This window comes from Microbacterium resistens (assembly GCF_031456305.1).
GTDB lineage: Bacteria > Actinomycetota > Actinomycetes > Actinomycetales > Microbacteriaceae > Microbacterium > Microbacterium resistens_A.
Map to the genome: position 1 here is coordinate 24468 of NZ_JAVDUM010000007.1, position 22476 is coordinate 46943.

Genomic DNA, 22476 nt, shown 5'->3' on the forward strand with positions numbered 1-22476 from the left:
TTCCCGTGTCCCACATCCCGTGTCCCACTTCTTGGTGCTCGTGTCCCACTTTCGGTTGCAAACGGGCCGAAGAGCAACGGAAATTGGGACATGCACGGTGGGGAGGGGTGCGCGGCGTCGATCCCGCCTCTCCGCGACTCAGTGAGGGGAGACGAGGTCGGCGAAGCGTCCGAGGATCCGCGCGGGCTCGGTCACCGCGGAGCGCAGGACCGTCTCCTGCACCGTGTCGAACGCCTCCGGGTCGAAGTAGCCGGTCGTGCGGTAGAACACCATCCGGTCCGCGAAGTCCTGCGGCGAGGGCTCGGGGTGGAACTGGGTCGCGTAGAGGCGGCTCCCGACGCGGTAGGCCTGCACGGGGCACGCGTCGTTGGCGGCGAGGAGCACGGCATCGCCCGGGACGTCCGTCGAGCCCTCCTTGTGCGCGGTGAACGCGGCGAAGGACGCACCGGCGGGGCCGAACAGCGGGTCAGCCGCCGCCGCGGACGTGGCGCGGATCTCCGCGGCGCTCGCCTCCTCGGGATGGCGGGTCGTCACCGTGCCGCCGAGCAGGCGTGTCACGACGCCGATCCCGAAGCAGGTGAAGAAGGCGGCGGGGCCCCCGTCGAGGGCGCGGGCGGCGATCCGCTCGAGGTCCGCCTCGACGCGGCGCTGGGTGTCCGACTTCGCCGTGTCCGTGACGTTGAAGGGGGATCCGCCGATCACGAACCCGTCGTAGCGGTCGAAGGCGTCCTCCGGCAGCGCAGCGGTCACGAGATCGATGCGATCGAGCTCGTCGGACGGCAGGCCGAGGGCGATGCGGAAGGACGCGCGCTCCGCCGTCGCCGCATCCAGCTCGGGGCGCACGCCGACGTAGAGAAGCGAGGCCATTCCGAGATTCTAGGGGAGGAGGAGAGGGGCGCTGGACGACGCCGTCATCGGGAGGAGTTCGCGGTGCGGCCGCGCACGATGCCGATGAAGGCCTCCACGTCGGTCGTCGTCCGGTCCTCGGGCCAGGCGAGGAGCACGGGCGAGGTCGGGCCGCCGCGCAGCGGCCGGTAGTCGACGTCCTTGCGGTGGTGCAGGCGGGCCAGCGACATCGGCAGGATCAGGATCCCGGTTCCCGCGGCGACCGTCGCAACGGCGTCCTTGAGGGTCTCGATCGGTGCGATCGCGGCGGGCGTCGCCGGCAGATCGAGCGTTCCGAGGACGTCCTCCACCGTCTGCAGGAGGACCTCTCCGGCGAGATCCTCGGCGTCGAGCTCATCGGCTGCCATGAGGTGCGAGTCGGCGGCCGCGACCACGACGGTGACCTCCGTGTACAGGGGGATCGCGTGCATCCCGGCGCGATCGAAGGGCTCCCGGACGAGCGCGATGTCGATCTCGTCCGCGTCGAGCGCCGCGCGCTGGGTCGCGTACGCGATCTCGGTCAGGACGAGCCCCACCTCCGGCATCCGCCGCTTCCAGGTATCGATCCAGCGACCCGGCATCGCCCCAGGGACCGCGCCGAGGCGGAACGTGCGAGGTTCCAGGGAAGGGGTCGCTGGGTCCTGCGCCGTGCCCGGTGCTCCGGGGACGGCCCCTCGGGTCGCCGCCTTCGGGGAGCCCGCCTTCGCTGAACCCGACTTTGGGGAGCCGGGCTTCGCCGAACCAGCCTTCGCTGAGCCGAGTTTGGCTGAGCTCGCCTTGGCTGAGCCCGCTGCCTGCGGTCGGCGTGCTGACGTCCCGCGCCGGGCGCCGTTGCCGCCGGTGCCCTTGCCCGCTCCCTTGCCCGCGGGGCGTCGTCCGGATCTCGCCATGCCTCTCACGGTACCCGCACCTGCCGTCCGCCCCTGATGTCCGCCCCCGTTGTCCCGCCCCGTTGTCCGTGATCGTCCCACGCTGTCGTTCTCTGCCGGCGCGCCAGAAGTTCCCGCAGCGCGAGCGGGAATCGACAGCGTGAGCGCAGGAAACCGCAGGAAGGGGCAGCGCAGGAAAGTGCAGCGCGGGTGGGTCAGACCGTGCCGTAGAGGCGGTCGCCGGCGTCGCCGAGTCCGGGCACGATGTAGCCCTTCTCGTCGAGCCGCTCGTCGAGGGCGCCGAGCACCAGGGTGACGTTGCGGTCGCCGACGAGCTTCTCGATCGTCGCCACACCCTCCGGAGTGCCGAGCAGGCAGATCGCGGTCACGTCGTCGGCGCCGCGGTCGAACAGGAACTGGATGGCGGCGCCGAGGGACCCTCCGGTCGCGAGCATCGGGTCGATCGCGAAGCACTGACGGTCGCTGAGGTCGGCGGGGAGTCGCTCGGCATACGTGGTCGGTTCGAACGTCGTCTCGTCGCGGACCATGCCCAGGAACCCGACCTCGGCGGTGGGGAGGAGCTTCACGAGGCCCTCCAGCATGCCGAGCCCGGCACGCAGGATCGGGACGACGATCGGGCGCGGCTCCGAGATCCGGACGCCCATGGTGGTGGTCACCGGGGTCTTGATCTCCACCGGCGACACCCGCACGTTCCGCGTGGCCTCATAGGCGAGCAGCGTCACGAGCTCCTCGGTGAGCTGACGGAACACGGGCGAAGGGGTGCGCTCATCGCGCAGCACCGACAGCTTGTGGGTGATGAGAGGGTGGTCGGCGACATGCACACGCATGACTACAGAGTAATGCGCGATCCCGGTGCCGCGTGCGGCGGAACCGCGAGGCGCCGGCGATGGCGGCCCCGATAGGCTCCCTCACGAGGAGGAGCCATGGACGAGCATCGGGAGCACATCGATCGCGGGCGCGACGTCGCGATGTCGCGGGCGCTCGTCCTCGCGGGTGACGCGGCAGCCGCGCACGAGATCCCGGTCGGCGCCGTGGTCCTCGATCCGGAGGGGCGGATCCTCGGCGAGGGGCGCAACGACCGGGAGGAGACCGGGGATCCCACCGGGCACGCCGAGGTCGTGGCCATGCGCGCCGCGGCCGCCGCGCGCGGGTCGTGGAACCTCGACGGCTGCACCCTGGTCGTCACGCTCGAGCCGTGCGTGATGTGCGCGGGTGCGGCGCTGCAGGCACGGATCGGGCGGGTGGTCTTCGGGGCCTGGGATGAGAAGGCCGGCGCCGCCGGGTCGATGTACGACGTCCTCCGCGACCGTCGCCTCCCGCATCGGGCCGAGGTCGTCGGGGGTGTGCGCGAGGCCGAGTCCATCGCCCTCCTGCGCGCGTTCTTCGCGGACCGTCGCTGACGCCAGGGGAATGGGTGCTGTCCTGTCGGATCGATGCACGTCTGTCGGCCCGATCCGGGCGGATCGGCCGACGAGAGTGCAATCGGCCGACAGAACGGTGGCCGACAGAACTGTGGCTGACAGAGCGGCGATCGGCGGATGAAGCGAGCGATCCGGCGACCGCGGCTATCGCCGGATCGGCATTGCGGCGAGCTCCGCCAGCCGGGCGACGACGAACAGGTACGCCTGCGCCTGCGGGTCGAAGTACCCGCGGTGGGTGACGCCGTGCTCGTCCACCGAGGTCCGCGAGGCATGGCCGTCGGTCGCCTCGCCCCTCTCGCCGTCCGTCCCGGCGACGAGGCCGCCATCCGATCCGTAGACGACGGCGCCGTCGATGTCGCGCGGATCGATCGGATGCTGTCCGAACCGGCCGAGCGGGGCGGTGCCGTCGTGGGCGCTCTCGGTCGCGTAGAACGACAGGCGTCCATCGGCGATGCGGTCCTCGACGGCGCCCGCCGAGATGTGCGTCATCCCCGCGGAGGCGATCGAGAAGGCCGCCGACACGGCCTCGGCGCCGCCGAGCACCACGAGCTCGCCGAAGAGCGTCGAGGAGTACGAGTAGGCGAGGACGGCGATCCGCGCCGAGGGATTGCGGCGCACGACCGTGTCCAGGTCGATCGAGAGCCGTGCGGCGCCGATGGTGGCGTGCTTGGTGGCCAGCGCCGACAGGTGCGTCCCGGAGTCGTAGCCGAACCAGGCGATCGCGGCCACGGCGCCCCGCCCGCCCCGCAGCGTGGCCGCCCGGATGACGTCGGCGCACAGGCGGCGGGTCAGATCGGCCCAGGCGGGCAGCTGCCCGAGGTCGGTGTCGATCCCGTGCAGCACGAGGACGATGAGATCGGCATCGTCCAGATCGCCGAAGGACACGGCCGCGTACGGCTCGTCGTCGAGGAAGAACAGGGCCAGCAGCCTCGCCTCCGCGTCCTCCCGGAGCACGGCCGCGACGCCCTGGAGCTTGCCCCTGGCGTCCTCGGTGAGGTCGTCGCGGGCGAGTGCGTCGGCGAGCGGGTCCACGGCGTGCTCGGATCAGTCCTCTGAGCGCAGGACGAAGGTGTCGGTCGGCGGCGCGGGGTCCTGAGAGGGACGGTAGACGTCCGGCTCCAGGTAGATCGCGCGCGCGACCGGCACGGCGGCGCGGATCCGCGCCTCGATCGCGTCGATGTCGGCCGCCGCGTCGCGGATCGTCCTGTCGGAGGTCAGCGCGATCTTCGCCGCGACGAGGAGCTCGTCAGGGCCGAGGTACAGCGTCTTGATGTGGATGAGCTTCTCCACCTCGTTACCGGACTCGATCGCCGTGACGATCCGGTCATGGTCGCCCTCGTTCGCGCCCTCGCCCACGAGCAGGCTCTTGGTCTCGATGCCCAGGACGATCGCGATGAGCACCAGCAGCGCGCCGATCATCAGGGTGCCCAGCGCGTCGAAGAGCGGGTTGCCGGTGACGACGGTGAGGCCGACGCCGAGCAGGGCGAAGACGAGGCCGACGAGCGCGCCGATGTCCTCCAGCAGCACGACGGGCAGCTCGGGTGCCTTCGCGTGCCGGATGAACCCGATCCAGGACTGCCCCTTCTCGCGCACGTGGTTGCTCTCGCGCACGGCGGTGCGCAGCGAGAAGGACTCCAGGCCGATCGCGATGACGAGTACGACGAGCGGGAGCCACCACCAGGTCGGGTCGAGCCCGTGCGGGTGCGCGAGCTTGTCCACGCCCTCGTAGATGGCGAACAGGCCGCCGACGGAGAACAGGATGATCGACACGACGAAGGCGTAGACATAGCGCTCGCGGCCGTACCCGAACGGGTGCTCGCGATCGGCCTCCCGGCGCGCCTTGCGTCCGCCGAGCATGAGCAGCAGCTGGTTGCCGGAGTCGGCCAGGGAGTGGATGGCCTCGGCGAGCATCGATGCCGAGCCGGAGAGCGCCCAGGCGATGAACTTCGCCAGGGCGATGCCCATGTTCGCCAGGAACGCCGCGAGGATGGCTCTTCCGCCGCCGGATGCACTCATGCCGAAGAGTCTATGGCCGCGCGTTCGTAGGATGGGGACATGGTCGATGCGCTTCCCTCCCTCGCGTTCCTCGGTGCCGGATCCATGGGGGGTGCGATCCTCCGGGGCGTCGTCGCCTCCGGGATCCCCGTCGACGGCGGCATCGTCGCGACCAACCGCAGCGTCGAGAAGGCGCGGACGCTCGACGGCGTGGCGGGGGTGCGCAGCATCTCGCTCGCCGAGGACGCCGGGGGCAACGCCGCGGCCGCCTCGGCGCGGATCGTGATCGTCGGGGTGAAGCCTGCGATGGTCCCCGACCTGCTCGCCGAGATCCGGCCGCACTTGCGCGAGGACGCCATCGTGGTGAGCATCGCGGCCGGCGTCACGCTCGCGACCTTCGCGGACGTGCTGGGCGACGGCGTGAGCGCGCTCCGGGCGATGCCGAACACGCCGTCGACGGTGCGCCGGGGCGTGACGGGCCTCGCGGCGGCGCCGGGGGCGAGTGCGGAGGACACGGCGCTCGTCCGGCGGTTGTTCGAGACCGTCGGGTCGGTGGTCGAGGTGCCGGAGGATCGGATCGACGCCCTGTCGACGATCTCGGGTTCCGGCCCCGCCTACGTCTACCTCCTCATCGAGGAGCTCACCAGGGCGGCGATCGGCAAGGGCTTCGCGGAGCAGGAAGCACGGCTGCTCGCCGAGCAGACCTTCATCGGGGCGTCGGCGCTGCTGGAGGCCTCCGGCGAGGAGCCGGCGGAGCTCCGCCGACGGGTGACCAGCCCGAAGGGCACCACCGAGCGGGCCGTCGCCGTGCTGCAGGACGCGCACCTCGACGAGGTCTTCGCCCGCGCGACCGACGCGGCGCTCACCCGCGCCCGGGAGCTCGCCGCCGGAGCCTGACCGGCCCGCGCGCTCCCGACCCGCGGCGCCATCGAACGGGTGTCAGTCCGCGGAGCGCAGGATGATCGCCTCGGTGGGCGGCGCCGGGTTCTGCGGGTGCCCGAGATAGCCGATCCGCTCCAGGAGCGCCTGGCGGAACACCGCCGGCCGCTCGCGATGCGGGACGGCATCGACGCCGTCGACGCTCACCTCGGTGACGTCTCCGCCCGCGCGCTGGTAGGCGGCGACCGCCTCCCGCATCGGTGAGGACGCCGCCGACTCCCCGTCGCCGTGGATCCACAGCACGGGAGGAGTGCCCGCGGCCTCGGCGAGGTCGGACGCCTCGATGCCGTCGGCGGCCGGGACCTGGAGCGTGAGGCTCAGCACGGGGTGGTCGAGCGCGTACTGCACGGCGACGGCACTCCCGGTCGACCAGCCGACCAGGTGAGCGGCCTCCAGCCCCAGGGCGTCGAGCAGCGCGCGCACGTCCGCGGCCAGCTCGCCGACATTCGCCGGGGGGATCGGCGAGCCGCCGGCACCGCGGAGGTCGACCGCGACGACGCGCAGGTCGGACGGCAGGCCGTGCATCATCTCCTGCCAGAACGAGACGGGGGAGACGTCGCCGTGGACGAAGAGGATCGTGCCGTCGGCCGGGGCGTCCCGGTTGTCGCCGTCGCGTTCGAGGATGCGGATGCGGCGACGGGGCGTGTCGACGAGGCGCGCGGAGATCCCCTCGATGAGAGCGTCGGAATCGGGCATCCGGATCTCCTTCCCTGCGGGGGAGCGGCATCGCCCCGTGCCTTCGACTCTACGCGCCTCGCCCGTCCGCGTCCCGGTCCGGACCCGTCGTGGTCGGCTCACCGCGAGACTGCACTTGCGTTCCGAGACAGCGCGATTTTCCTGCAGCCTCGTGACGCAGATGCAGTCTCGCGGGGAAAGGAGCGCGGGAGAGCGCGGGAGGCGCGGGGGTGAGGGGAGTGAGGGGCGGGAGAGGCGACCGGTCAGCGGTCGAGGGCGGCGAACCGCTCGATGTCGCTGTTCGTGCCGGAGACGATGATGAGGTCGTGGTTGGTGACGACCGTGTCGGCCTCGGCATACCGGAAGGGCTTGCCCGGGCTCTTCACGCCCACGACCGTCACGCTGTACTTGGAGCGGACGCCGGACTGGTTCAGGCCGACGCCGCGGATGAACTTCGGCGGGTACATCTTGGCCAGGACGAAGTCATCGTCGAAGCGGATGAAGTCCAGCATCCGGCCGCTCACGAGGTGCGCGACGCGCTCGCCGGCCTCGCGCTCGGGGTAGATCACGTGGTTCGCGCCGACGCGGGCCAGGATCTTGCCGTGCGACTGGGACACCGCCTTCGCCCAGATCTGCGGCACCTTCAGGTCCACGAGGTTCGCCGTGATGAGCACGGACGCCTCGATGAGGGAGCCGACGGCGACGACGGCGACCTGGAAGTCCTGCGCGCCGATCTGACGCAGTGCGTCGATGTTGCGCGCGTCGGCCTGCACGGTGTGGGTGACCCGCTCTGACCACTTCTGGACGAGCTCGAGGCTGTCGTCGATCGCGAGCACCTCGCGGTCGAGCCGGTCGAGCTCCCCGGCGCACGCGGCACCGAAGCGGCCGAGGCCGATCACGAGGACGGGCGCGTCGCTGCGCAGCACTTCAACCAACGATCGGCCTTTCCACGGGCAGCGAGTAGAGCTGCGTTCGGGATGTCGCGGCCACCGCCGCGGCGAGAGTCACTGTACCAACGCGGCCCATGAAGATCGTGGCCGCCATGATGTAGGACGCCGGATCCGGCAGGCTCGCGGTCACGCCGGTCGAGAGCCCCACGGTGCCGAACGCCGAGATCACGTCGAAGAGCACGTTGATGACGGACTCCTTCGTGATCTGCGTGATCGCGATCGTGGAGACCGCGACGATCGTCGCACCCCAGGCGACGACGCTGAGGGCCACGCGCTGCACGTCGCTGGGGATCCGGCGTCCGAACGCCTCGACCGAGGAGCGCCCCTTGGCCTCGGACCATACGGCGAGCGCGAGGACGGCGAGGGTGGTCACCTTGATGCCGCCCGCCGTCGAGGCCGAGCCGCCGCCGACGAACATCAGCATCGAGGAGGCCAGGAGCGAGGATCCGTTGAGGTCGGCCTGATCGATGACCGAGAACCCTCCCGAGCGCGTCATCGCGGAGAGGAAGAAGGCCTGGAAGGTCGTGTCGCCGGCGTCCATCGAGCCGAAGGTGCGCGGGTTGTCGTACTCGAGCAGCAGGAAGACGGCGGCTCCGACGAAGAACAGCAGGATCGTGGTGATGAGGGTCAGCTTGCTGTGCAGCGACCACTTCTTCACGTGCCAGAGGTGCCGGGACAGGGTGTAGATCACCGGGAAGCCGATGCTCCCGAGGAAGACGCCGATCATGAGCAGCGTGAGCACGAGGTAGTCGTCGGCGAAGGGGACAAGGCCCCCGGCGTTGGGGGAGAAGCCCGTGTTCGTGAAGGCCATCGCCGAGTAGAACGGCGCCTCCCAGAGGGCGGTGAGGGGGTCGGCCCCCGCCATCACCAGCGCCGGGTAGAGGAGAGCGGCGAGGACGGCCTCGATCACGAGGGCGGAGATCGCCACAGTGCGCAGCAGCTGGCCGACCTCGCCCAGGCGCACGGTCTGGCTCTCGTTCACGGGGCCGCCGTGGGCGCGCATCGGGTTGGTGTCGCCCGCGGCGATGAGCTTGGCCCGCAGGCCCAGCCGCTTGGAGATCACGAGGCCCATGACGGAGGCGAGCGTGAGCACGCCGAGGCCGCCGATGTTCACGCCGATGTAGATCAGCGCATGTCCGAAGGGGGACCAGTGCGCAGCCATGTCCACCGTCGACAGGCCGGTCACGCAGATCGTGGAGACGGCGGTGAAGAGCGCATCGGCGATCGGGGTGACCGTGCGGTCGGCGCTTGCGATCGGCAGCGACAGGAGCGCGGTGAACAGGAGGATCAGGGCGGAGAAGACGACGATTGCGAACCGTGAGGGCGAGGAGGTGGTCAGCTCCTTGCCCAGGTGCACGGCGGAGCGCACCGTCGCCCCCAGCGTGCGAGCCATGTCCTCCGCCCTTCCGGCACCCCACTCCGGAGCCCTCGTCATGGTACTCCGACCGCGTCGCGGCTATCGTGAACTCATGACCGACATCTTCGACGTGATCGCGGACGGCACGCGGCGGGACATCCTCCAGCTCCTGCTCCAGCGCTCCACGGACGGCGATGCCGGGACCAGTGTCACGCAGATCGTCAGCGAGCTGGGGATCAGCCAGCCGACCGTGTCCAAGCACCTCAAGGTCCTGCGGGACGCCGAGATGGTGACGGTCCGGGAGGACGGTCAGCGTCGCTTCTACAGCCTCGCCGTCGGGCCCCTGGAGACCGTGGACGACTGGCTCGTCCCCTTCCTCGTCGACGCCTACGGCGACTCCGCGCCGGAGTATCCGGTCGCCGTCCCGCCGCTGCCCGAGGGCGCCGCGCACGCGGCCGAGGTCGTCGGCCGCGCGGCGGCGTCCGCCAAGCACGTGGTGCAGACCGCGCTCAAGCGGCTCGGGGCCTGAGCCCCTCCTCCTCCCCGCGCCTCATCTCCGCGAGGGATTGAGGCGAGGGATCGAGGGGAGGGTCAGCGGTGGCCGGCCTTGCGGCGGTAGAGCCAGGATCCCCACACCACGGCGATCACGAGGATCACGAGGCACCACCCGATGCCCCAGAGCGCGCGGTCGACGGCGAGGTCGGCGAAGAGGAGGCCTCGGACCGTCTCGATGATGGGGGTGACCGGCTGGTTGTCGGCGATCCATCGCAGCCAGACGGGCATGGTCTCCACCGGGACGAACGCGCTCGACAGGTAGGGCACGAAGAGGATGAGGAACCCGAAGCCGTTCGCCGCCTCGGCGCTCGACGCGGCGAGCCCGATCGCTGCGAACAGGTACGTGATCGCCAGGATGTAGAGCGCGATCATGGCGCCGGCGCCGATCCAGCCCAGGAGGTCGGCGTGCGGTCGGAACCCGACGAGCAGCGCGACCCCGATCACGATGGCGGTCGCGAGGAGGTTGCGGATGAGGCTCGCGACCACGTGTCCGGTGAGCACGGCGCTCGCCCGCAGCGGCATGGTGCGGAATCGGTCGATGATGCCGTTCTGCATGTCGTGCGCCACGCTCACGGCGGTCGAGGACGCGCCGAAGCCCGCGCAGATGAAGATGATCCCCGGCACGACGTAGTCGACGTAGCCGCCGGAGGGGTCCAGCGCCCCGCCGAAGATGAACGTGAACAGCAGCATGAGGACCACGGGCAGGATGATCGCCATCAGCAGCGACTCCCCGTCGCGGAGCGACAGGAGGAGGCTGCGGCGGACGAAGACCGACTCGGCCACGATGCCCCGCAGCCGGGGACGAAGCGACGGCGCGGGCGCCAGGGGTTCGGGCGCGTGGGTTGCAGCAGGCGGGACGACGGGCGGGGTGGCGGACGGGGTGAGCGCGGTCATGCGGGCTCCTTGATCGGGGCGCCGGGCGTCGAGGCGGGGCGCGGGACGGTGTTGTCGGAGGTGAGGGACAGGAAGACGTCGTCGAGGGTGGGCTGGCGAAGGCGCACGAGGCCGTCGGCGCCGCCGGCGGAGACCGCGTCGAGCGCGGCGCGGACCCCTGCCACGGAGCCGTCGGTGGGGACCGAGCGCACCACGGCGCCGTCGCCATCGACGACCTCGACGCTCTCGTCGCCGACCCGCGACTTGAGCTCGGCGGCCGTGCCCAGGGCCACGACCCTGCCGCGGTCGAGAACGGCGATGCGATCGGCGAGCCGATCCGCCTCCTCGAGGTACTGGGTGGTGAGGAAGACGGTGGTGCCGGCGTCGGCGAGCGAGCGGATCACCTCCCAGAGATCGCGGCGGCTCCGGGTGTCCAGCCCCGTGGTCGGCTCGTCGAGGAAGAGGACCTCGGGGCGTACGACGAAGCTCAGCGCGAGGTCGAGACGGCGGCGCATCCCTCCCGAGTAGGTGCGGACGCGCCGGGCGCCCGCCTCGACGAGGCCGAACAGCGCGAGGAGCTCCTCGGCCCGTGCTCGCGCATCGCGCGCGGACAGCCCGGACAGGCGCCCGAACATCGTGAGGTTCTCGCGTCCGGTGAGCATCTCGTCCACGGAGGCCGCCTGCCCGGTGAGGCTGATCCGGCGTTTGACCTCGATCGGATCGGCCGTCGCGTCGATCCCGGCGACGCGCACGGTGCCGGCGTCGGGGGCGACGAGGGTGGTGAGGATGTTGATGGCCGTGGTCTTGCCGGCGCCGTTGGCGCCGAGGAGGGCGAAGATCTCGCCGGAGCGGACGGTGAGATCCAGGCCGTCGAGGACGACATGGTCGCCGAAGCCCTTGCGGAGACCGCGGACGTCGATCGCGGGGTGCATGGTCGATCCTTTCTGTATACGTACCAAACTGTTTATGACGCTAACACACAGTTTATGAGCGACACAACGCATAGGATGGGGCCATGACCGACGAGGACGTGCCCGAGCTCCCGCGTGGAATCGCGCTCGCCTGGGGAGTGGCGGCGACCCCCCAGCGCGGGCCCAAGCGGGAGATGAGCGTGGAGCGGATCGTCGACACGGCGGTCGAGCTCGCCGATGCCGAGGGGCTCTCCGCGGTGTCGATGGCCGCGGTCGCCGCCAAGCTGGGTTTCACCCCGATGTCGCTGTACCGCTACGTCAGCGCCAAGGACGACCTGCTCCTGCTGATGCAGGAGGCCGCCACCGGCGCGCCGATCGAGGAGGTCGACGAGGCGGACGGCTGGCGGGAGCGGATGGAGCGCTTCTACGCGGCCACGGTGCGGATCTACCTCCGCCACACCTGGCTGCTGAGCCTGCCGATCTCCGGGTCGCCCATCACGCCCAACAGCTCCGCGTGGCTGGACAGCGCGCTCGCGATGCTCGACGGCACACCCCTCGCCGAGGGTGAGCGTCTGGCGGTCGCCCTCGGCGTGCTCGGCCAGGCGCGGTGGTGCGGGGCCGTGCAGGCGGGGTATGCCGACCGCGCTCGGGCGAGCGGCCTCTCTCCCGAGGAGGCGACGGCGCAGGAGGCCGCGCTGTTCGACCTGCTCGTCACCGCCGACGAGTACCCGTCGCTGCGCGCGGCGATCGACGAGGGGGTGTTCTCCTCTCAGGACGATCCGTTCCGCTTCGGGCTGGACCGCTTCTTCGACGGGGTCCAGCGGTACATCGACGCGCTCGGCGAGGGTGCCGAGCGGGCGCCGTCCTCACCGTGGGTGGAGCTGGATCCGGTGGAGACGGCGGGCGACAGGAAGCATCGCGAGGCGCAGAAGGCGGTGCGGGAGGCGGAGAAGCTGCTGCGTGCCGCGCGGAAGGTCGAGCGCCAGGCGCGGCGCGAGGCCGCGGACCGGCTCGCGAAGGCCCGTTCCGGCGCATAGGCCGGCGTGTGGCGGGGCGTGTAGGGGGTCGTGCGCGCGGGCGCCGGCGGGTCGCGCCGGACGGTCACACCGGCTACTCGGGTTTACACCCGTCGCACCCAGGACCTAAAGTGTGGGCTACGAGAAAGGGGTACGGGGGATGCCCGAGATGCCGGATGTGCGATTTCTGACGGTGGCCGAGGTCGCCGAGATCATGCGCGTATCGAAGATGACCGTCTATCGGCTCGTGCACGCGGGGGAGTTGCCGGCGATCCGTTTCGGCCGCAGCTATCGCGTGCCGGAGTCGGCGGTGACCGCTGCGCTTCAGCGCCCGATCGCGGATGCGGGGTGACCGCCGCGGCGCCGGACGCAGCGCGGGACGGGCACCATCGCCGTGTACGCTAAACTGAACTGAGGCATCTTTACCGTGCCCGATCCCGGGCGCCGCGACCATCCGGCGCCCAGCCCCTGACGTAGTGAGGTTTCCGTGGGTTCTGTCATCAAGAAGCGCCGCAAGCGCATGGCGAAGAAGAAGCACCGCAAGCTGCTTCGCAAGACTCGCCACCAGCGCCGCAACAAGAAGTAAGCGGCCGATACACCGAGCGCCCCTGACGCGAGTCAACAGGGGCGCTTCGTGTCTGTACGCTCGATACGGATACCGGCACCGCCCCAGGGAGCAGTCATGAAGTCGATCACCGTCGCCCAGCTCGCCGAGCGGGCAGGGATACCCCTTATCGATGTGCGCGAGCGCGACGAGTTCGCCGGCGGGCACGTGCCGGGCGCCGTGAACATCCCGATGTCCGAGATCGGGGACCGCATCGGGGATCTCCCCGACGGCGCGTTCGACGTGATCTGCCAGGCCGGCGGACGCTCGGCGCGCGTCGTCCAGGCGCTGGAGGGCCGCGGCTACGACGCCACCAACGTCGAGGGCGGCACCGGCGAGTGGATCGCGCAGGGCCGCCCGGTCGAGACGCCGGCGCCGTGACCTCGGTCACGATCCTCGGCAAGCCGGGCTGCCACCTCTGCGAGGTCGCCTCCGACGTCGTCGACGCGGTCGTCGCCGACCTGCCGGACGCGGTCGCCGAGGACATCGAGATCACCGAGGCCTCGATCCTGGACGATCCGGCGCTCAACGAGAAGTGGTGGGAGAAGATCCCCGTCGTCCTGATCGACGGTGAGCTCCACGCGCACTGGCGGGTCGCGCCCGATCGCCTGCGCGACGCCCTGCTCCTGCGGGCACGTGAGGAGGCGCGATGACCCTGCGACACGTCGTGATGTGGCGGATGGCGTCGGAGGACCCCTCCGAGCGTGAGGCCCACGCGGCCGAGGCCGCCGCCCGGCTCCTGGCGCTGGAGGGCGTGGTGCCGGAGATCCGATCGATCTCCGCGGGCCCCAACGTCGCCTACCTCGACGCCAACTGGGACCTCGTCCTCGTCGCCGACTTCGAGGACGTGGCGGCCCTCGACGCCTACCAGGTGCACCCCGCGCACCAGGAGGTCGTCGCGTATGTGCGGTCGGTTGTCGCCTCTCGCGCGGCGGTGGACATCGAGGTCTGATCCGAAACAGGATCGTGATGCGCCCGAGACGTGGGGGTTACGGGCAGGGTATGCGGGCATGACAAGATGTGTTCCACCTATCCGAACCTGGGCGGATCCCGTCCATTGACAATGGAGTTTCGGCCATGCATCGTCGTACCCCTCTTGCCGCTGGCATCGCCCTCGCCGCAGTGGCCACCCTCGCCCTCGCCGGATGCTCGGGCGGCGGATCGCAGGCAGGCGGCTCGTCGGAGTCGGGAGCGCCCGTCGCCGGCGGCGACTACGCTCTCGTGACCGAGGGCACCCTCACGGTCTGCTCCGACGTCCCCTACCCGCCGTTCGAGGTCGAGGACGCCAAGAGCGAGTCCGGCTACTCCGGCTTCGACATCGACCTGCTGACGGCGATCGCGAAGAAGCTGAACCTCAAGGTCTCGATCCAGGACGTGAACTTCGACGCCCTGCAGTCCGGGACGACCCTGGTCGCCGGCCAGTGCGACATCGGGGCCTCGGCGATGACCATCACCGACGCCCGCAAGGCGAACATCGACTTCTCCGCCCCGTACTACGACTCGCTGCAGTCGCTGCTGGTGCGCACGGACTCCGGGATCAAGGACATCAAGGGCCTCGACGGGAAGAACGTCGGCGTGCAGCAGGGCACCACGGGCGAGAACTACGCCAAGGAGAACGCGAAGGGCGCGAGCCTCGTGCAGTACCCCTCGGACGGCGAGCTGTGGCCGGCGATCCAGGCCGGGCAGATCGACGCGATCCTGCAGGACCAGCCCGTGAACTTCGAGCACGAGAAGGCCGACTCCGCCTACAAGATCGTCGAGACGTACAAGACCGACGAGTCCTACGGCTTCGCCTTCGCCAAGGGCAAGAAGGACGCGCTCCGCGAGGCGGTCGACAAGGCCCTCGCCGACCTCCGCGCCGACGGCGAGTACCAGAAGATCTACGACACGTACTTCACCGCGAAGTAATCCGGATCCGCTGATGGCACTACGTAAGAGAACCCGGAGCCGCATCTACCGGATCTCGATGTACGTGCTCTTCGCCGCGCTCGTGGTGTGGGTGGCGGTCGCCACCGACTGGGGCGTCTTCGTCACGCAGTTCCTCAACCCCGAGGTCGCGGCGAAGATGTTCCCGGAGATCATCACGATCGCGCTGAAGAACACGGTCCTGTTCACGATCTTCTCCTTCATCGGAGGGCTCCTCCTCGGGATCCTGATGGCGTTGCTGAAGCTGTCCAGCATCGGGCCGTTCCGTTGGTTCGCGACCGTGTGGATCGAGCTGTTCCGGGGCCTCCCCGCGCTGCTGACGATCTTCGCGTTCGCGTTCATGCTCCCGATCGCGCTGAAGGTGCAGATCCCGGGCGGGCCGATCGGGGCGGGCATCCTCGGACTGATCGTGGTGTCCTCCGCGTACATGGCCGAGGTCATCCGCGCGGGAATCCAGGCGGTGCCGAAGGGGCAGACGGAGGCGTCGCGCTCGCTGGGCATGTCGCCCATGAAGACGATGTTCTGGATCATCCTCCCGCAGGGCTTCCGGATCATCATCCCGCCGATGACGAACGAGTTCGTGCTCCTGCTGAAGGACACGTCCCTGCTGTTCATCGCAGGGACGACGATCTTCTCCAAGGAGCTGACCTCCTTCTCCCGCGACGCGCTCACGGCGAACGCGAACGCGACGCCGCTCGTGATGGCGGCCATGCTCTACCTCCTGGTGACCATCCCGCTCACGCGCGTGGTCGCCTGGCTCGAACGACGGATGGCGAGGCAGCGATGAGCACCGACCTGATCGACGTCCACGCCCCGGCCATCGAGGTGCGGGGCCTGGTCAAGACCTTCGGCGAGAACGAGGTGCTCAAGGGCATCGACCTCACCGTCCAGGCGGGCGAGGTCGTCTGCGTGATCGGCCCGTCCGGATCGGGGAAGTCCACGCTGCTGCGCTCCGTGAACCTCCTCGAGGAGCCCACGGGCGGGACGATCCTCATCGAGGGGATCGACATCACGGATCCCGACACCGACATCGACCGCGTGCGCAGTCGCATCGGCATGGTGTTCCAGAGCTTCAACCTCTTCCCGCACATGACGGTCCTGGGCAACCTCACCATCGCCCAGCGGAGGGTGAAGAAGCGTCCGAAGGAGGAGGCCGAGCGGATCGCCCACGAGATGCTCACCCGCGTCGGGCTCGCGCAGAAGGCCGACGCGTATCCGAGCCACCTCTCCGGCGGTCAGCAGCAGCGCGTGGCGATCGCCAGGGCGCTGTGCATGAACCCGGACATGATGCTCTTCGACGAACCGACCTCGGCCCTTGACCCCGAGCTCGTGGGCGAGGTGCTGCAGGTGATGCGGTCGCTGGCGGACGAGGGGATGACGATGCTCGTCGTGACGCACGAGATGGGCTTCGCCCGCGAGGTCGGGTCCCGGCTGATCTTCATGGACGGCGGCCACATCCTCGAGGAGGGGGACCCGCACGAGGTGCTGGCGAACCCCCAGCATCAGCGCACCAAGGATTTCCTCTCCCGCGTGCTCTGACACCGTCTCCGCTCCGCACCCCCTACGGGGTTCCCCGCAGTCGCGTCCGGGATCCTCGTAGGGGATGCGCTCGCGCCCGCGGCCGGGAACGACGCCGATCCGCCCGCCGATCTCAGGGTGAGCCCTCAGGGCCGTCCGGAGCGTGCGGTCTAGGATAGGCCGTCACCTGCGTCCGGGCGGAGAGGTGCGGAAAAGAGGGCTCATGCTGCACTGGCTGCTCACGCTGGACATCGCCGAAGGCGTGGTCCCGTGGACGGTCTGGGGGATCGCTACCGCCGCGGTGCTCGTCCTGATCGCCCGACGCCCGACCGCCCGCTGGGTGCGCCGCGCCCTGATCGCGGTGCTCGCGGGCGGGGTGCTCGGCTTCCTCACGGCCGTTCTCGGGGAGGCGTGGAACCTCTTCGGCGGAGCGCTCCCGGGGAGCGCCCGATGGTGGGCGGCCGGCGCCTTCGCCGCGGTCGCGCTCGGGATCGTGAGCCTGTGGGACTCGCGCTGGTGGCACAAGGTCACCGCGATCATCCTGGTGATCGCCGCCCTGCTGTCCGGGACGATCGGCATCAACGCCGCCTTCGGGCTGGATCGCACGCCGGGAGAGCTGCTGGGGATCTCCACGCACGCGCAGGCGGGCGTGTTCCCCGCCCCCGACCCGCACGCGACGTCCACCGTCCCTCTCGCGGCGAGCTGGAAGCCGCCGGCGGACATGCCGAAGAAGAGCGCGGTGTTCTCGCTCAGCGGCGACAAGGCCATCCCGTCGACCGCAGGCTTCGTCCCCCGGGACGGGACGATCATCCTCCCGCCCGCGGCCCGGGTCGCGAACCCGCCGGCGCTGCCCGTCGTCGTGCAGATGATGGGTCTGCCGGGCAACCCCGACTCCTCGGCTGTGAAGGACGTGCTCGACAAGTTCGCGGCGGAGCACGACGGCCTCGGCCCGATCGTCATCATCGCCGACCAGCTCGGTGAGCAGTCGCAGAACCCGGGGTGCGCCGACACGAAGACGTACGGCGGAGTGTCCACCTACTTCAACACCGACATCCCGCAGTACATCCGCACGCACCTGCGGGTGCTCCAGGACCCGCAGTACTGGACGATCAGCGGCTACTCCAACGGCGGGGCGTGCTCGTTCCTCTACGGCGCCGAGCACCCGGAGATCTGGGGGAACATCATCGACGTGTCCGGCGAGCGCTGGCCGGGCTATGGCGACGAGAAGTCGGTCCTGGACGAGGCGCTCAAGGGCGACAAGGCGGCGTTCGAGGCCAACAAGCCCGAGTCGGTCCTGCTGCGCCACCCCGGCGCGTACACGGACCGGAGAGCGGTGTTCACCGCCGGCTCCGAGGACAAGAAGTACGGTCCTCCCGCGAAGGCCGCCGCGGACTCCGCGAGCGCCGCCGGCTTCGACGCCACCTTCTATCTGGTCCAGGGCGCCTCCCACACGGGGAAGGCGCTCGACGACGGGCTGGCCGAGGCGTTCCGCCAACTCGCCCCGCGCTGGGGGCTGGTGACACAGTGAAAGCCCGGCTCGCCGCATCGTCGAAGGCGTTGGGGGTGCGGGCGCTTGCCTACATCCGTCGGCATCCGTTCTCGGTGGCGCTGAGCGTCGTCGTCCTGGCGCTCGGCCTTGCCCTGGAGACGCTCTGGGGCGCCCAGCTCGCCGCGCTCTCGGCGAGCCCGCAATCGATCGGCGAGGAGCGTCGCTGGTGGACGCCGCTCACCGCGCTCCTCCTCCCGGACTCCGTCGTGCAGCTCCTGTTCGCGCTGCTCCTGGCGCTGACGATGCTGGCCTACGCCGAGCGGCTGATGGGGTCTTGGCGGACCGCGGCGCTCTTCCTCGGCACGGGCGTGCTGGGGATCGTGCTGGGTGCGGGGGTGCAGGCGCTCGCCGCGAGCTGGGGCGAGGTCTGGGCCCGCGCGGGATCGTCGGATCTGGTGTCGGACCCCGTCATCGGGATCTGCGGGGCGGTCATGGCGGCGAGCGCCTTCGCGCCGGCGCTCTACCGTCGCCGGATCCGGCTCATCGGCTTCTCCTGGCTGGTCATGTTTACGCTCTACGCCGGGGACTCGGACAGCCTCTACCGGCTGATCGCGGCTCTCCTCGGCCTCTTCACCGGTCTCATCCTCGCCCGCCGCGCGACGCACCCGGCCTGGCACCGGAGCTCCTATCGGGAGACGCGCACCCTCGTCGCCGCGATCGTCGCGGTGACGGGTCTCGGGCCGCTCATCGTCCTCCTGACCGGGGTGGGGACCGGTCCGCTCTCCCCGATCATCGCGGGGCTTCGCGGCGCGGACATCAGCACGGTGATCTCCCGGTGCGCGCGGGCAGCGACCGAGCGGTGCGTCGTGGACGTCCCCGCGATCGTCGCGGCGGGCGCCGGCTCGTTCCTGATGAGCATCGTGCCCCTCGTCCTGTGCCTCGTGGCCGCGTGGGGACTGCGCGCGGGGCGCCGCGCGGCCTGGTTCCTGGCCCTCGGGGTGAACGTGACCATGGCCGTCCTTACCGCGCTCAGCCTGGTGATCCGCACGGCCAAGCATCCGGAGTCGCTCGCCGCCTTCGACAAGCAGTTCCCCGGGTTCGCGGTGTTCGCGATCGCCGTGCCGCTGGCGGTGATGCTCCTGCTGGTGATCACGCGTCGTCGTTTCGCCGTCCGCGCGAATCGGGTCGTCGTGCGCCGGTTCGCGCTCGTCGTGCTCGCCGCCTTCGTCGGCCTCCTGCTCGTGGACACGATCCTCGTGCTCACGCTCACGAACTCGAGCGGGTTCTGGAACGTCCTCGGCGACGCCGTGCGGCGGTTCCTGCCCACCGGGATCGGACGACCGCGCGCGACGACACCGCTGGTGGGGCTTCCGCGTGCCATCCACCGCGGCATGGGCGCGGCCTTCTGGGGCGTCTTCGCCGTGGCCATGCTGGGCCTGCTGCGGGCCCGCGCGAACACGGCGACCGACGACGCCCTGCGCTACCGCGACCGCCTGCGTCGATACGGCAGCGGCACTCTCGGATTCATGGGCACCTGGCCGGGGAACAGCCACTGGTTCTCGCCGGACGGCAGCGGCGTGATCGCCTACCGGGTGGTCTCGGACATCGCGATCGCGGTCGGCGACCCGGTGTGCGCCCCCGAGGACATGCGCGCGACGGTCCGCGGATTCATCGACTTCTGCGACAGCAACGCGTGGACGCCGGTCTTCTACAGCACGCACGAGGAGGTGATGCCCGTCTTCCGCGACCTCGGCTGGAAGCAGCTCTCGGTCGCCGAGGAGACGGTCGTCCCGCTCGAGCGGTTCGCGCTCACCGGCAAGGTGTGGACGAAGGTGCGCCAGCCCTACAACCGCGGGAACCGCGATGGTCTCACCGCGGTCTGGACGCGCTGGGTGGATCTGGGGCCGGCGATGACGGCCAAGCTCGACGCCCTCAGCGAGCAGTGGGTCTCGGAGAAGGCCCTTCCGGAGATGCGGTTCACCCTGGGGGGCCTGGAGGAGCTCAAGGACCCGGATGTGGCGCTGATGCTCGCGATCGGCCCCGACGGCGAGCTCCAGGCGGTCACCAGCTGGCTGCCCTGCTGGGAGGACGGCGAGCTGGTGGGCTGGACGCTCGACTTCATGCGCCGTGCCGACGACGCGATGTCGGGGGTGATGGAGTACCTGCTGGCCTCCGCGGCGCTGCGCATGAAGGAGGAGGGGCTCGCCACGATGAGCCTGTCCGGTGCGCCGCTGGCGCAGGCGCCGGACGAGTCGGGGGATCCGGACGGGCTCACGCAGCTGCTCGCCTGGCTGAGCCGCGTGCTCGAGCCGGCCTACGGCTTCGCATCGCTGTTCCGGTTCAAGGGGAAGTTCAACCCGGACTACCGTCCGCTGTACCTGACCTACGCGGACCCCGCGCAGCTGCCCACGATCGGTCTCGCCCTCGCCCGCGCCTACCTGCCCGACGTCTCACCGCGCGAGTACCTCGCGCTCATGCGCACGCTGTCGGGCTGAGGCGAGACGACGGTGCCCCGCCCCGAAGAGGGGCGGGGCACCGTCGCGCGGGGGAGGTCGTCAGCCCTCGACCTCGACGACCTCGGCGTCGACCGCATTGCGGCGGACCGATTCGATCCCGTTCAGCGCGCTCGCCTTGGACGAATAGCCCTGGCCGGTCGCGATGATCTCGCCGTTGCCGGCCTTGAGTCGGAAGCGGTAATCGTCGCTCTTGTCCTGGTACAGCTCGAACTTGCCGGCCATGATGAGTCCTTTCGTACGGAATCGGACAAGAAACGTCCGATGCTCACGTTAGCGACGAAAGCGCCTCGAAAGGAAGGGGGAAAAAGTGGAGCGAGTGGCAGGAGTTGAACACTGCATCTTCACCCGGGAAGGGTGACATTCTGACATTGAACTACACTCGCGAAACGATTCCCCTTGCGGGGTGCCGTTCCATCATCATACGGGAAATGCGATTCCCGTGGGGATGATCTAAGGGGAAACCCTTACTCGTCAGCTGGTGAACGCGGCCGAGAAGTGGTCCACGAGGCCGGCGATCGGGATGCGCACCTGCTGCATCGAGTCCCGGTCCCGCACGGTGACGGCGCGATCCTCGATCGAGTCGAAGTCCACGGTGACGCAGTACGGGGTCCCGACCTCGTCCTGGCGCCGGTAGCGGCGTCCGATCGCCTGGGCGTCGTCGTAGTCGACGTCCCAGTGGTAGCGCAGCAGGTCGGCGACCTCGCGTGCGGTCGGCGTGAGGGCCTCGTTCCGCGACAGCGGGAGCACGGCCACCTTGAAGGGGGCGAGGCGGTGGTCCAGGCGCAGCACGGTCCTGGTGTCCTTCTTGCCGTCCGCGGTGGTGGTCTCCTCGACGTCGTAGGCGTCGACGAGGAAGGCCATCACCGAGCGGCTGAGCCCGAACGACGGCTCGATGACGTACGGGATGTACCGCTCCTCCGCGGCCGTGTCGAAGTAGGACAGGTCCTTCCCCGACTTCTCCGCGTGGGTGGCCAGGTCGTAGTCGGTGCGGTTGGCGACGCCCATGAGCTCGCCCCACTCGCCGCCTGTGAACCCGAACCGGTACTCGATGTCCACGGTCCGCTTGGAGTAGTGAGCCAGCTTCTCGGCGGGGTGCTCGAACCACCGGATGTTCTCGGGGTTCATGCCGAGGTCCACGAACCAGTCCCAGCTGGCCCGCATCCACTCCTCGTGCGCGCTCTCGTCCTCGCTCGGGTGGACGAAGTACTCGATCTCCATCTGCTCGAACTCGCGCGTGCGGAAGATGAAGTTGCCCGGCGTGATCTCGTTGCGGAACGACTTCCCGATCTGCCCGATCCCGAAGGGGGGCTTGCGGCGCATCGACTGCTGGATGTTCTTGAAGTTCGTGAAGATCCCCTGCGCGGTCTCCGGGCGGAGGTAGTGCTTGCCCGACTCGTCGTCCACGACGCCGAGGTAGGTCTTCACGAGGCCGGAGAACATGCGGATCTCGGTCCACTGGCCGATCCTGTCGGGGTGCTCGGGGTCCGGGATGTCGGCGAGGCCGTTCTCCGGCGGGTGGCCGTGCTTCTCCTCATACGCCTCGAAGAGGTGGTCGGCGCGATAGCGCTTGTGGGTGGTCAGCGACTCGGTGAGCGGATCGCTGAACACCTGGACGTGTCCTGACGCCTCCCAGACCGCGGTGGGGAGGATCACGGCGGAGTCGAGGCCGACCATGTCGCCGCGGCGCTGCACGAAGGTCTTCCACCATTCCTTCTTGATGTTCTCCTTAAGGGAAACCCCGTAGGGACCGTAGTCCCAGGCGGAACGGGTGCCGCCGTAGATGTCGCCGGAGGGGAAGACGAACCCCCGGTGCTGAGCGAGCGCGATGGCCGCGTTGAGGCGTTCTTCGGGTGTCATGTTCCGTCCTTGATCGCAGGGTCCTGGTCGATGCCGAATGGCCCCTGTCTATCATTGCCGGACCTCGTGGGCCACGAGGTCCGTGCCGATATCATGACT

Annotated in this window: 26 protein-coding genes and 1 tRNA gene; 14 read left to right on the forward strand and 13 right to left on the reverse strand. The window is 70.0% G+C overall.

The window, feature by feature from the left end:
• Nucleotides 1-138 precede the first annotated feature (138 nt).
• From J2Y69_RS08975 to upp, 3 genes are all read right to left on the reverse strand, one after another.
• Complete coding sequence (locus tag J2Y69_RS08975) at nucleotides 139-867, reverse strand: glutamine amidotransferase-related protein (protein ID WP_310019778.1); 729 nt, start codon at nucleotides 865-867, stop codon at nucleotides 139-141.
• Between the two features lie 44 nt (nucleotides 868-911).
• Nucleotides 912-1508 (reverse strand): LysR family substrate-binding domain-containing protein, encoded by a 597-nt coding sequence (locus J2Y69_RS08980; RefSeq protein WP_310020053.1) that lies wholly within the window; start codon nucleotides 1506-1508, stop codon nucleotides 912-914.
• Nucleotides 1509-1969: 461 nt separating this feature from the next.
• Entirely contained in the window at nucleotides 1970-2602 is a 633-nt protein-coding gene (upp, locus tag J2Y69_RS08985) for a uracil phosphoribosyltransferase (protein WP_310019780.1), read from the reverse strand.
• A 96-nt stretch (nucleotides 2603-2698) separates the two neighbouring features.
• Here upp and J2Y69_RS08990 point away from each other — a divergent pair, with 96 nt between their 5' ends.
• Nucleotides 2699-3175, forward strand: coding sequence for a nucleoside deaminase (locus J2Y69_RS08990; RefSeq protein WP_396653064.1), 477 nt, complete (start codon nucleotides 2699-2701; stop codon nucleotides 3173-3175).
• A gap of 165 nt (nucleotides 3176-3340) precedes the next feature.
• On the opposite strand, the gene J2Y69_RS08995 is transcribed toward J2Y69_RS08990, so the two are convergent.
• Both J2Y69_RS08995 and J2Y69_RS09000 read right to left on the reverse strand, forming a co-directional pair.
• Nucleotides 3341-4228, reverse strand: coding sequence for an alpha/beta hydrolase (locus J2Y69_RS08995; protein ID WP_310019782.1), 888 nt, complete (start codon nucleotides 4226-4228; stop codon nucleotides 3341-3343).
• 12 nt (nucleotides 4229-4240) lie between these two features.
• On the reverse strand, nucleotides 4241-5212 hold the full coding sequence (locus J2Y69_RS09000; RefSeq protein ID WP_310019784.1) for a cation diffusion facilitator family transporter: 972 nt from the start codon (nucleotides 5210-5212) through the stop codon (nucleotides 4241-4243).
• Between the two features lie 39 nt (nucleotides 5213-5251).
• Between J2Y69_RS09000 and proC the strand changes: the two genes are divergently transcribed.
• Nucleotides 5252-6088: a pyrroline-5-carboxylate reductase gene (gene proC, locus J2Y69_RS09005; protein WP_310019786.1), complete on the forward strand. Its 837-nt coding sequence runs from the start codon at nucleotides 5252-5254 to the stop codon at nucleotides 6086-6088.
• 42 nt (nucleotides 6089-6130) lie between these two features.
• On the opposite strand, the gene J2Y69_RS09010 is transcribed toward proC, so the two are convergent.
• The 3 genes from J2Y69_RS09010 to J2Y69_RS09020 all read right to left on the reverse strand — a co-directional run bounded on the left by J2Y69_RS09010 (nucleotide 6131) and on the right by J2Y69_RS09020 (nucleotide 9148).
• Entirely contained in the window at nucleotides 6131-6826 is a 696-nt protein-coding gene (locus tag J2Y69_RS09010; protein ID WP_310019788.1) for an alpha/beta fold hydrolase, read from the reverse strand.
• A 242-nt stretch (nucleotides 6827-7068) separates the two neighbouring features.
• Nucleotides 7069-7740: a potassium channel family protein gene (locus J2Y69_RS09015; protein ID WP_310019791.1), complete on the reverse strand. Its 672-nt coding sequence runs from the start codon at nucleotides 7738-7740 to the stop codon at nucleotides 7069-7071.
• A complete protein-coding gene (locus tag J2Y69_RS09020; protein ID WP_310019793.1) occupies nucleotides 7733-9148 on the reverse strand; it encodes a TrkH family potassium uptake protein in 1416 nt (471 codons plus the stop codon). The genes J2Y69_RS09015 and J2Y69_RS09020 overlap by 8 nt, the downstream gene beginning before the upstream one ends.
• Nucleotides 9149-9224: 76 nt before the next feature.
• Between J2Y69_RS09020 and J2Y69_RS09025 the strand changes: the two genes are divergently transcribed.
• On the forward strand, nucleotides 9225-9641 hold the full coding sequence (locus J2Y69_RS09025) for an ArsR/SmtB family transcription factor (RefSeq protein WP_310019795.1): 417 nt from the start codon (nucleotides 9225-9227) through the stop codon (nucleotides 9639-9641).
• 62 nt (nucleotides 9642-9703) lie between these two features.
• On the opposite strand, the gene J2Y69_RS09030 is transcribed toward J2Y69_RS09025, so the two are convergent.
• Both J2Y69_RS09030 and J2Y69_RS09035 read right to left on the reverse strand, forming a co-directional pair.
• Nucleotides 9704-10561: an ABC transporter permease gene (locus tag J2Y69_RS09030; RefSeq protein ID WP_310019797.1), complete on the reverse strand. Its 858-nt coding sequence runs from the start codon at nucleotides 10559-10561 to the stop codon at nucleotides 9704-9706.
• Nucleotides 10558-11472 carry an ABC transporter ATP-binding protein gene (locus tag J2Y69_RS09035; RefSeq protein WP_310019799.1) on the reverse strand — a complete coding sequence of 305 codons (915 nt, stop codon included), beginning with the start codon at nucleotides 11470-11472 and terminating at the stop codon, nucleotides 10558-10560. The genes J2Y69_RS09030 and J2Y69_RS09035 overlap by 4 nt, the downstream gene beginning before the upstream one ends.
• A gap of 83 nt (nucleotides 11473-11555) precedes the next feature.
• Between J2Y69_RS09035 and J2Y69_RS09040 the strand changes: the two genes are divergently transcribed.
• The 11 genes from J2Y69_RS09040 to J2Y69_RS09090 all read left to right on the forward strand — a co-directional run bounded on the left by J2Y69_RS09040 (nucleotide 11556) and on the right by J2Y69_RS09090 (nucleotide 20499).
• Nucleotides 11556-12488: a TetR/AcrR family transcriptional regulator gene (locus J2Y69_RS09040; protein ID WP_310019801.1), complete on the forward strand. Its 933-nt coding sequence runs from the start codon at nucleotides 11556-11558 to the stop codon at nucleotides 12486-12488.
• Between the two features lie 139 nt (nucleotides 12489-12627).
• Nucleotides 12628-12819, forward strand: coding sequence for a helix-turn-helix domain-containing protein (locus tag J2Y69_RS09045; RefSeq protein WP_310019803.1), 192 nt, complete (start codon nucleotides 12628-12630; stop codon nucleotides 12817-12819).
• A 135-nt stretch (nucleotides 12820-12954) separates the two neighbouring features.
• Complete coding sequence (locus tag J2Y69_RS09050) at nucleotides 12955-13053, forward strand: 30S ribosomal protein bS22 (protein ID WP_003792170.1); 99 nt, start codon at nucleotides 12955-12957, stop codon at nucleotides 13051-13053.
• A gap of 96 nt (nucleotides 13054-13149) precedes the next feature.
• Nucleotides 13150-13452: a rhodanese-like domain-containing protein gene (locus tag J2Y69_RS09055; protein ID WP_310019805.1), complete on the forward strand. Its 303-nt coding sequence runs from the start codon at nucleotides 13150-13152 to the stop codon at nucleotides 13450-13452.
• Complete coding sequence (locus tag J2Y69_RS09060) at nucleotides 13449-13724, forward strand: glutaredoxin family protein (protein ID WP_310019808.1); 276 nt, start codon at nucleotides 13449-13451, stop codon at nucleotides 13722-13724. The genes J2Y69_RS09055 and J2Y69_RS09060 overlap by 4 nt, the downstream gene beginning before the upstream one ends.
• A complete protein-coding gene (locus tag J2Y69_RS09065) occupies nucleotides 13721-14023 on the forward strand; it encodes a Dabb family protein (RefSeq protein ID WP_310019810.1) in 303 nt (100 codons plus the stop codon). The genes J2Y69_RS09060 and J2Y69_RS09065 overlap by 4 nt, the downstream gene beginning before the upstream one ends.
• Before the next feature lie 125 nt (nucleotides 14024-14148).
• Entirely contained in the window at nucleotides 14149-14979 is an 831-nt protein-coding gene (locus J2Y69_RS09070) for a transporter substrate-binding domain-containing protein (protein WP_310019812.1), read from the forward strand.
• A 13-nt stretch (nucleotides 14980-14992) separates the two neighbouring features.
• Entirely contained in the window at nucleotides 14993-15784 is a 792-nt protein-coding gene (locus tag J2Y69_RS09075; protein ID WP_310019814.1) for an amino acid ABC transporter permease, read from the forward strand.
• Nucleotides 15781-16536: an amino acid ABC transporter ATP-binding protein gene (locus J2Y69_RS09080; RefSeq protein ID WP_310019816.1), complete on the forward strand. Its 756-nt coding sequence runs from the start codon at nucleotides 15781-15783 to the stop codon at nucleotides 16534-16536. Before J2Y69_RS09075 ends, J2Y69_RS09080 begins: the two co-directional genes overlap by 4 nt.
• 202 nt (nucleotides 16537-16738) lie before the next feature.
• On the forward strand, nucleotides 16739-18043 hold the full coding sequence (locus J2Y69_RS09085) for an alpha/beta hydrolase (RefSeq protein WP_310019817.1): 1305 nt from the start codon (nucleotides 16739-16741) through the stop codon (nucleotides 18041-18043).
• A 35-nt stretch (nucleotides 18044-18078) separates the two neighbouring features.
• Entirely contained in the window at nucleotides 18079-20499 is a 2421-nt protein-coding gene (locus tag J2Y69_RS09090; RefSeq protein WP_310019819.1) for a bifunctional lysylphosphatidylglycerol flippase/synthetase MprF, read from the forward strand.
• A 60-nt stretch (nucleotides 20500-20559) separates the two neighbouring features.
• Here the strand turns inward: J2Y69_RS09090 and J2Y69_RS09095 are convergent, their stop codons facing one another.
• The 3 genes from J2Y69_RS09095 to J2Y69_RS09105 all read right to left on the reverse strand — a co-directional run bounded on the left by J2Y69_RS09095 (nucleotide 20560) and on the right by J2Y69_RS09105 (nucleotide 22377).
• Nucleotides 20560-20742: a YegP family protein gene (locus J2Y69_RS09095; RefSeq protein WP_310019821.1), complete on the reverse strand. Its 183-nt coding sequence runs from the start codon at nucleotides 20740-20742 to the stop codon at nucleotides 20560-20562.
• Between the two features lie 86 nt (nucleotides 20743-20828).
• Nucleotides 20829-20903 (reverse strand) — tRNA-Gly (locus J2Y69_RS09100).
• 88 nt (nucleotides 20904-20991) lie between these two features.
• A complete protein-coding gene (locus tag J2Y69_RS09105; protein ID WP_310019823.1) occupies nucleotides 20992-22377 on the reverse strand; it encodes a glycine--tRNA ligase in 1386 nt (461 codons plus the stop codon).
• Between the last annotated feature and the right edge of the window lie 99 nt (nucleotides 22378-22476).

Coding starts and splice junctions, on each gene's coding strand:
- J2Y69_RS08975 (WP_310019778.1), bottom strand. CDS start 867: ATGGCCTCGCTTCTCTACGTCGGCGTGCGCCCCGAGCTGGATGCGGCG.
- upp (WP_310019780.1), bottom strand. CDS start 2,602: ATGCGTGTGCATGTCGCCGACCACCCTCTCATCACCCACAAGCTGTCG.
- J2Y69_RS08990 (WP_396653064.1), top strand. CDS start 2,699: ATGGACGAGCATCGGGAGCACATCGATCGCGGGCGCGACGTCGCGATG.
- J2Y69_RS09000 (WP_310019784.1), bottom strand. CDS start 5,212: ATGAGTGCATCCGGCGGCGGAAGAGCCATCCTCGCGGCGTTCCTGGCG.
- proC (WP_310019786.1), top strand. CDS start 5,252: ATGGTCGATGCGCTTCCCTCCCTCGCGTTCCTCGGTGCCGGATCCATG.
- J2Y69_RS09010 (WP_310019788.1), bottom strand. CDS start 6,826: ATGCCCGATTCCGACGCTCTCATCGAGGGGATCTCCGCGCGCCTCGTC.
- J2Y69_RS09020 (WP_310019793.1), bottom strand. CDS start 9,148: ATGGCTCGCACGCTGGGGGCGACGGTGCGCTCCGCCGTGCACCTGGGC.
- J2Y69_RS09025 (WP_310019795.1), top strand. CDS start 9,225: ATGACCGACATCTTCGACGTGATCGCGGACGGCACGCGGCGGGACATC.
- J2Y69_RS09030 (WP_310019797.1), bottom strand. CDS start 10,561: ATGACCGCGCTCACCCCGTCCGCCACCCCGCCCGTCGTCCCGCCTGCT.
- J2Y69_RS09035 (WP_310019799.1), bottom strand. CDS start 11,472: ATGCACCCCGCGATCGACGTCCGCGGTCTCCGCAAGGGCTTCGGCGAC.
- J2Y69_RS09040 (WP_310019801.1), top strand. CDS start 11,556: ATGACCGACGAGGACGTGCCCGAGCTCCCGCGTGGAATCGCGCTCGCC.
- J2Y69_RS09045 (WP_310019803.1), top strand. CDS start 12,628: ATGCCCGAGATGCCGGATGTGCGATTTCTGACGGTGGCCGAGGTCGCC.
- J2Y69_RS09055 (WP_310019805.1), top strand. CDS start 13,150: ATGAAGTCGATCACCGTCGCCCAGCTCGCCGAGCGGGCAGGGATACCC.
- J2Y69_RS09065 (WP_310019810.1), top strand. CDS start 13,721: ATGACCCTGCGACACGTCGTGATGTGGCGGATGGCGTCGGAGGACCCC.
- J2Y69_RS09070 (WP_310019812.1), top strand. CDS start 14,149: ATGCATCGTCGTACCCCTCTTGCCGCTGGCATCGCCCTCGCCGCAGTG.
- J2Y69_RS09075 (WP_310019814.1), top strand. CDS start 14,993: ATGGCACTACGTAAGAGAACCCGGAGCCGCATCTACCGGATCTCGATG.
- J2Y69_RS09080 (WP_310019816.1), top strand. CDS start 15,781: ATGAGCACCGACCTGATCGACGTCCACGCCCCGGCCATCGAGGTGCGG.
- J2Y69_RS09085 (WP_310019817.1), top strand. CDS start 16,739: ATGCTGCACTGGCTGCTCACGCTGGACATCGCCGAAGGCGTGGTCCCG.
- J2Y69_RS09095 (WP_310019821.1), bottom strand. CDS start 20,742: ATGGCCGGCAAGTTCGAGCTGTACCAGGACAAGAGCGACGATTACCGC.
- J2Y69_RS09105 (WP_310019823.1), bottom strand. CDS start 22,377: ATGACACCCGAAGAACGCCTCAACGCGGCCATCGCGCTCGCTCAGCAC.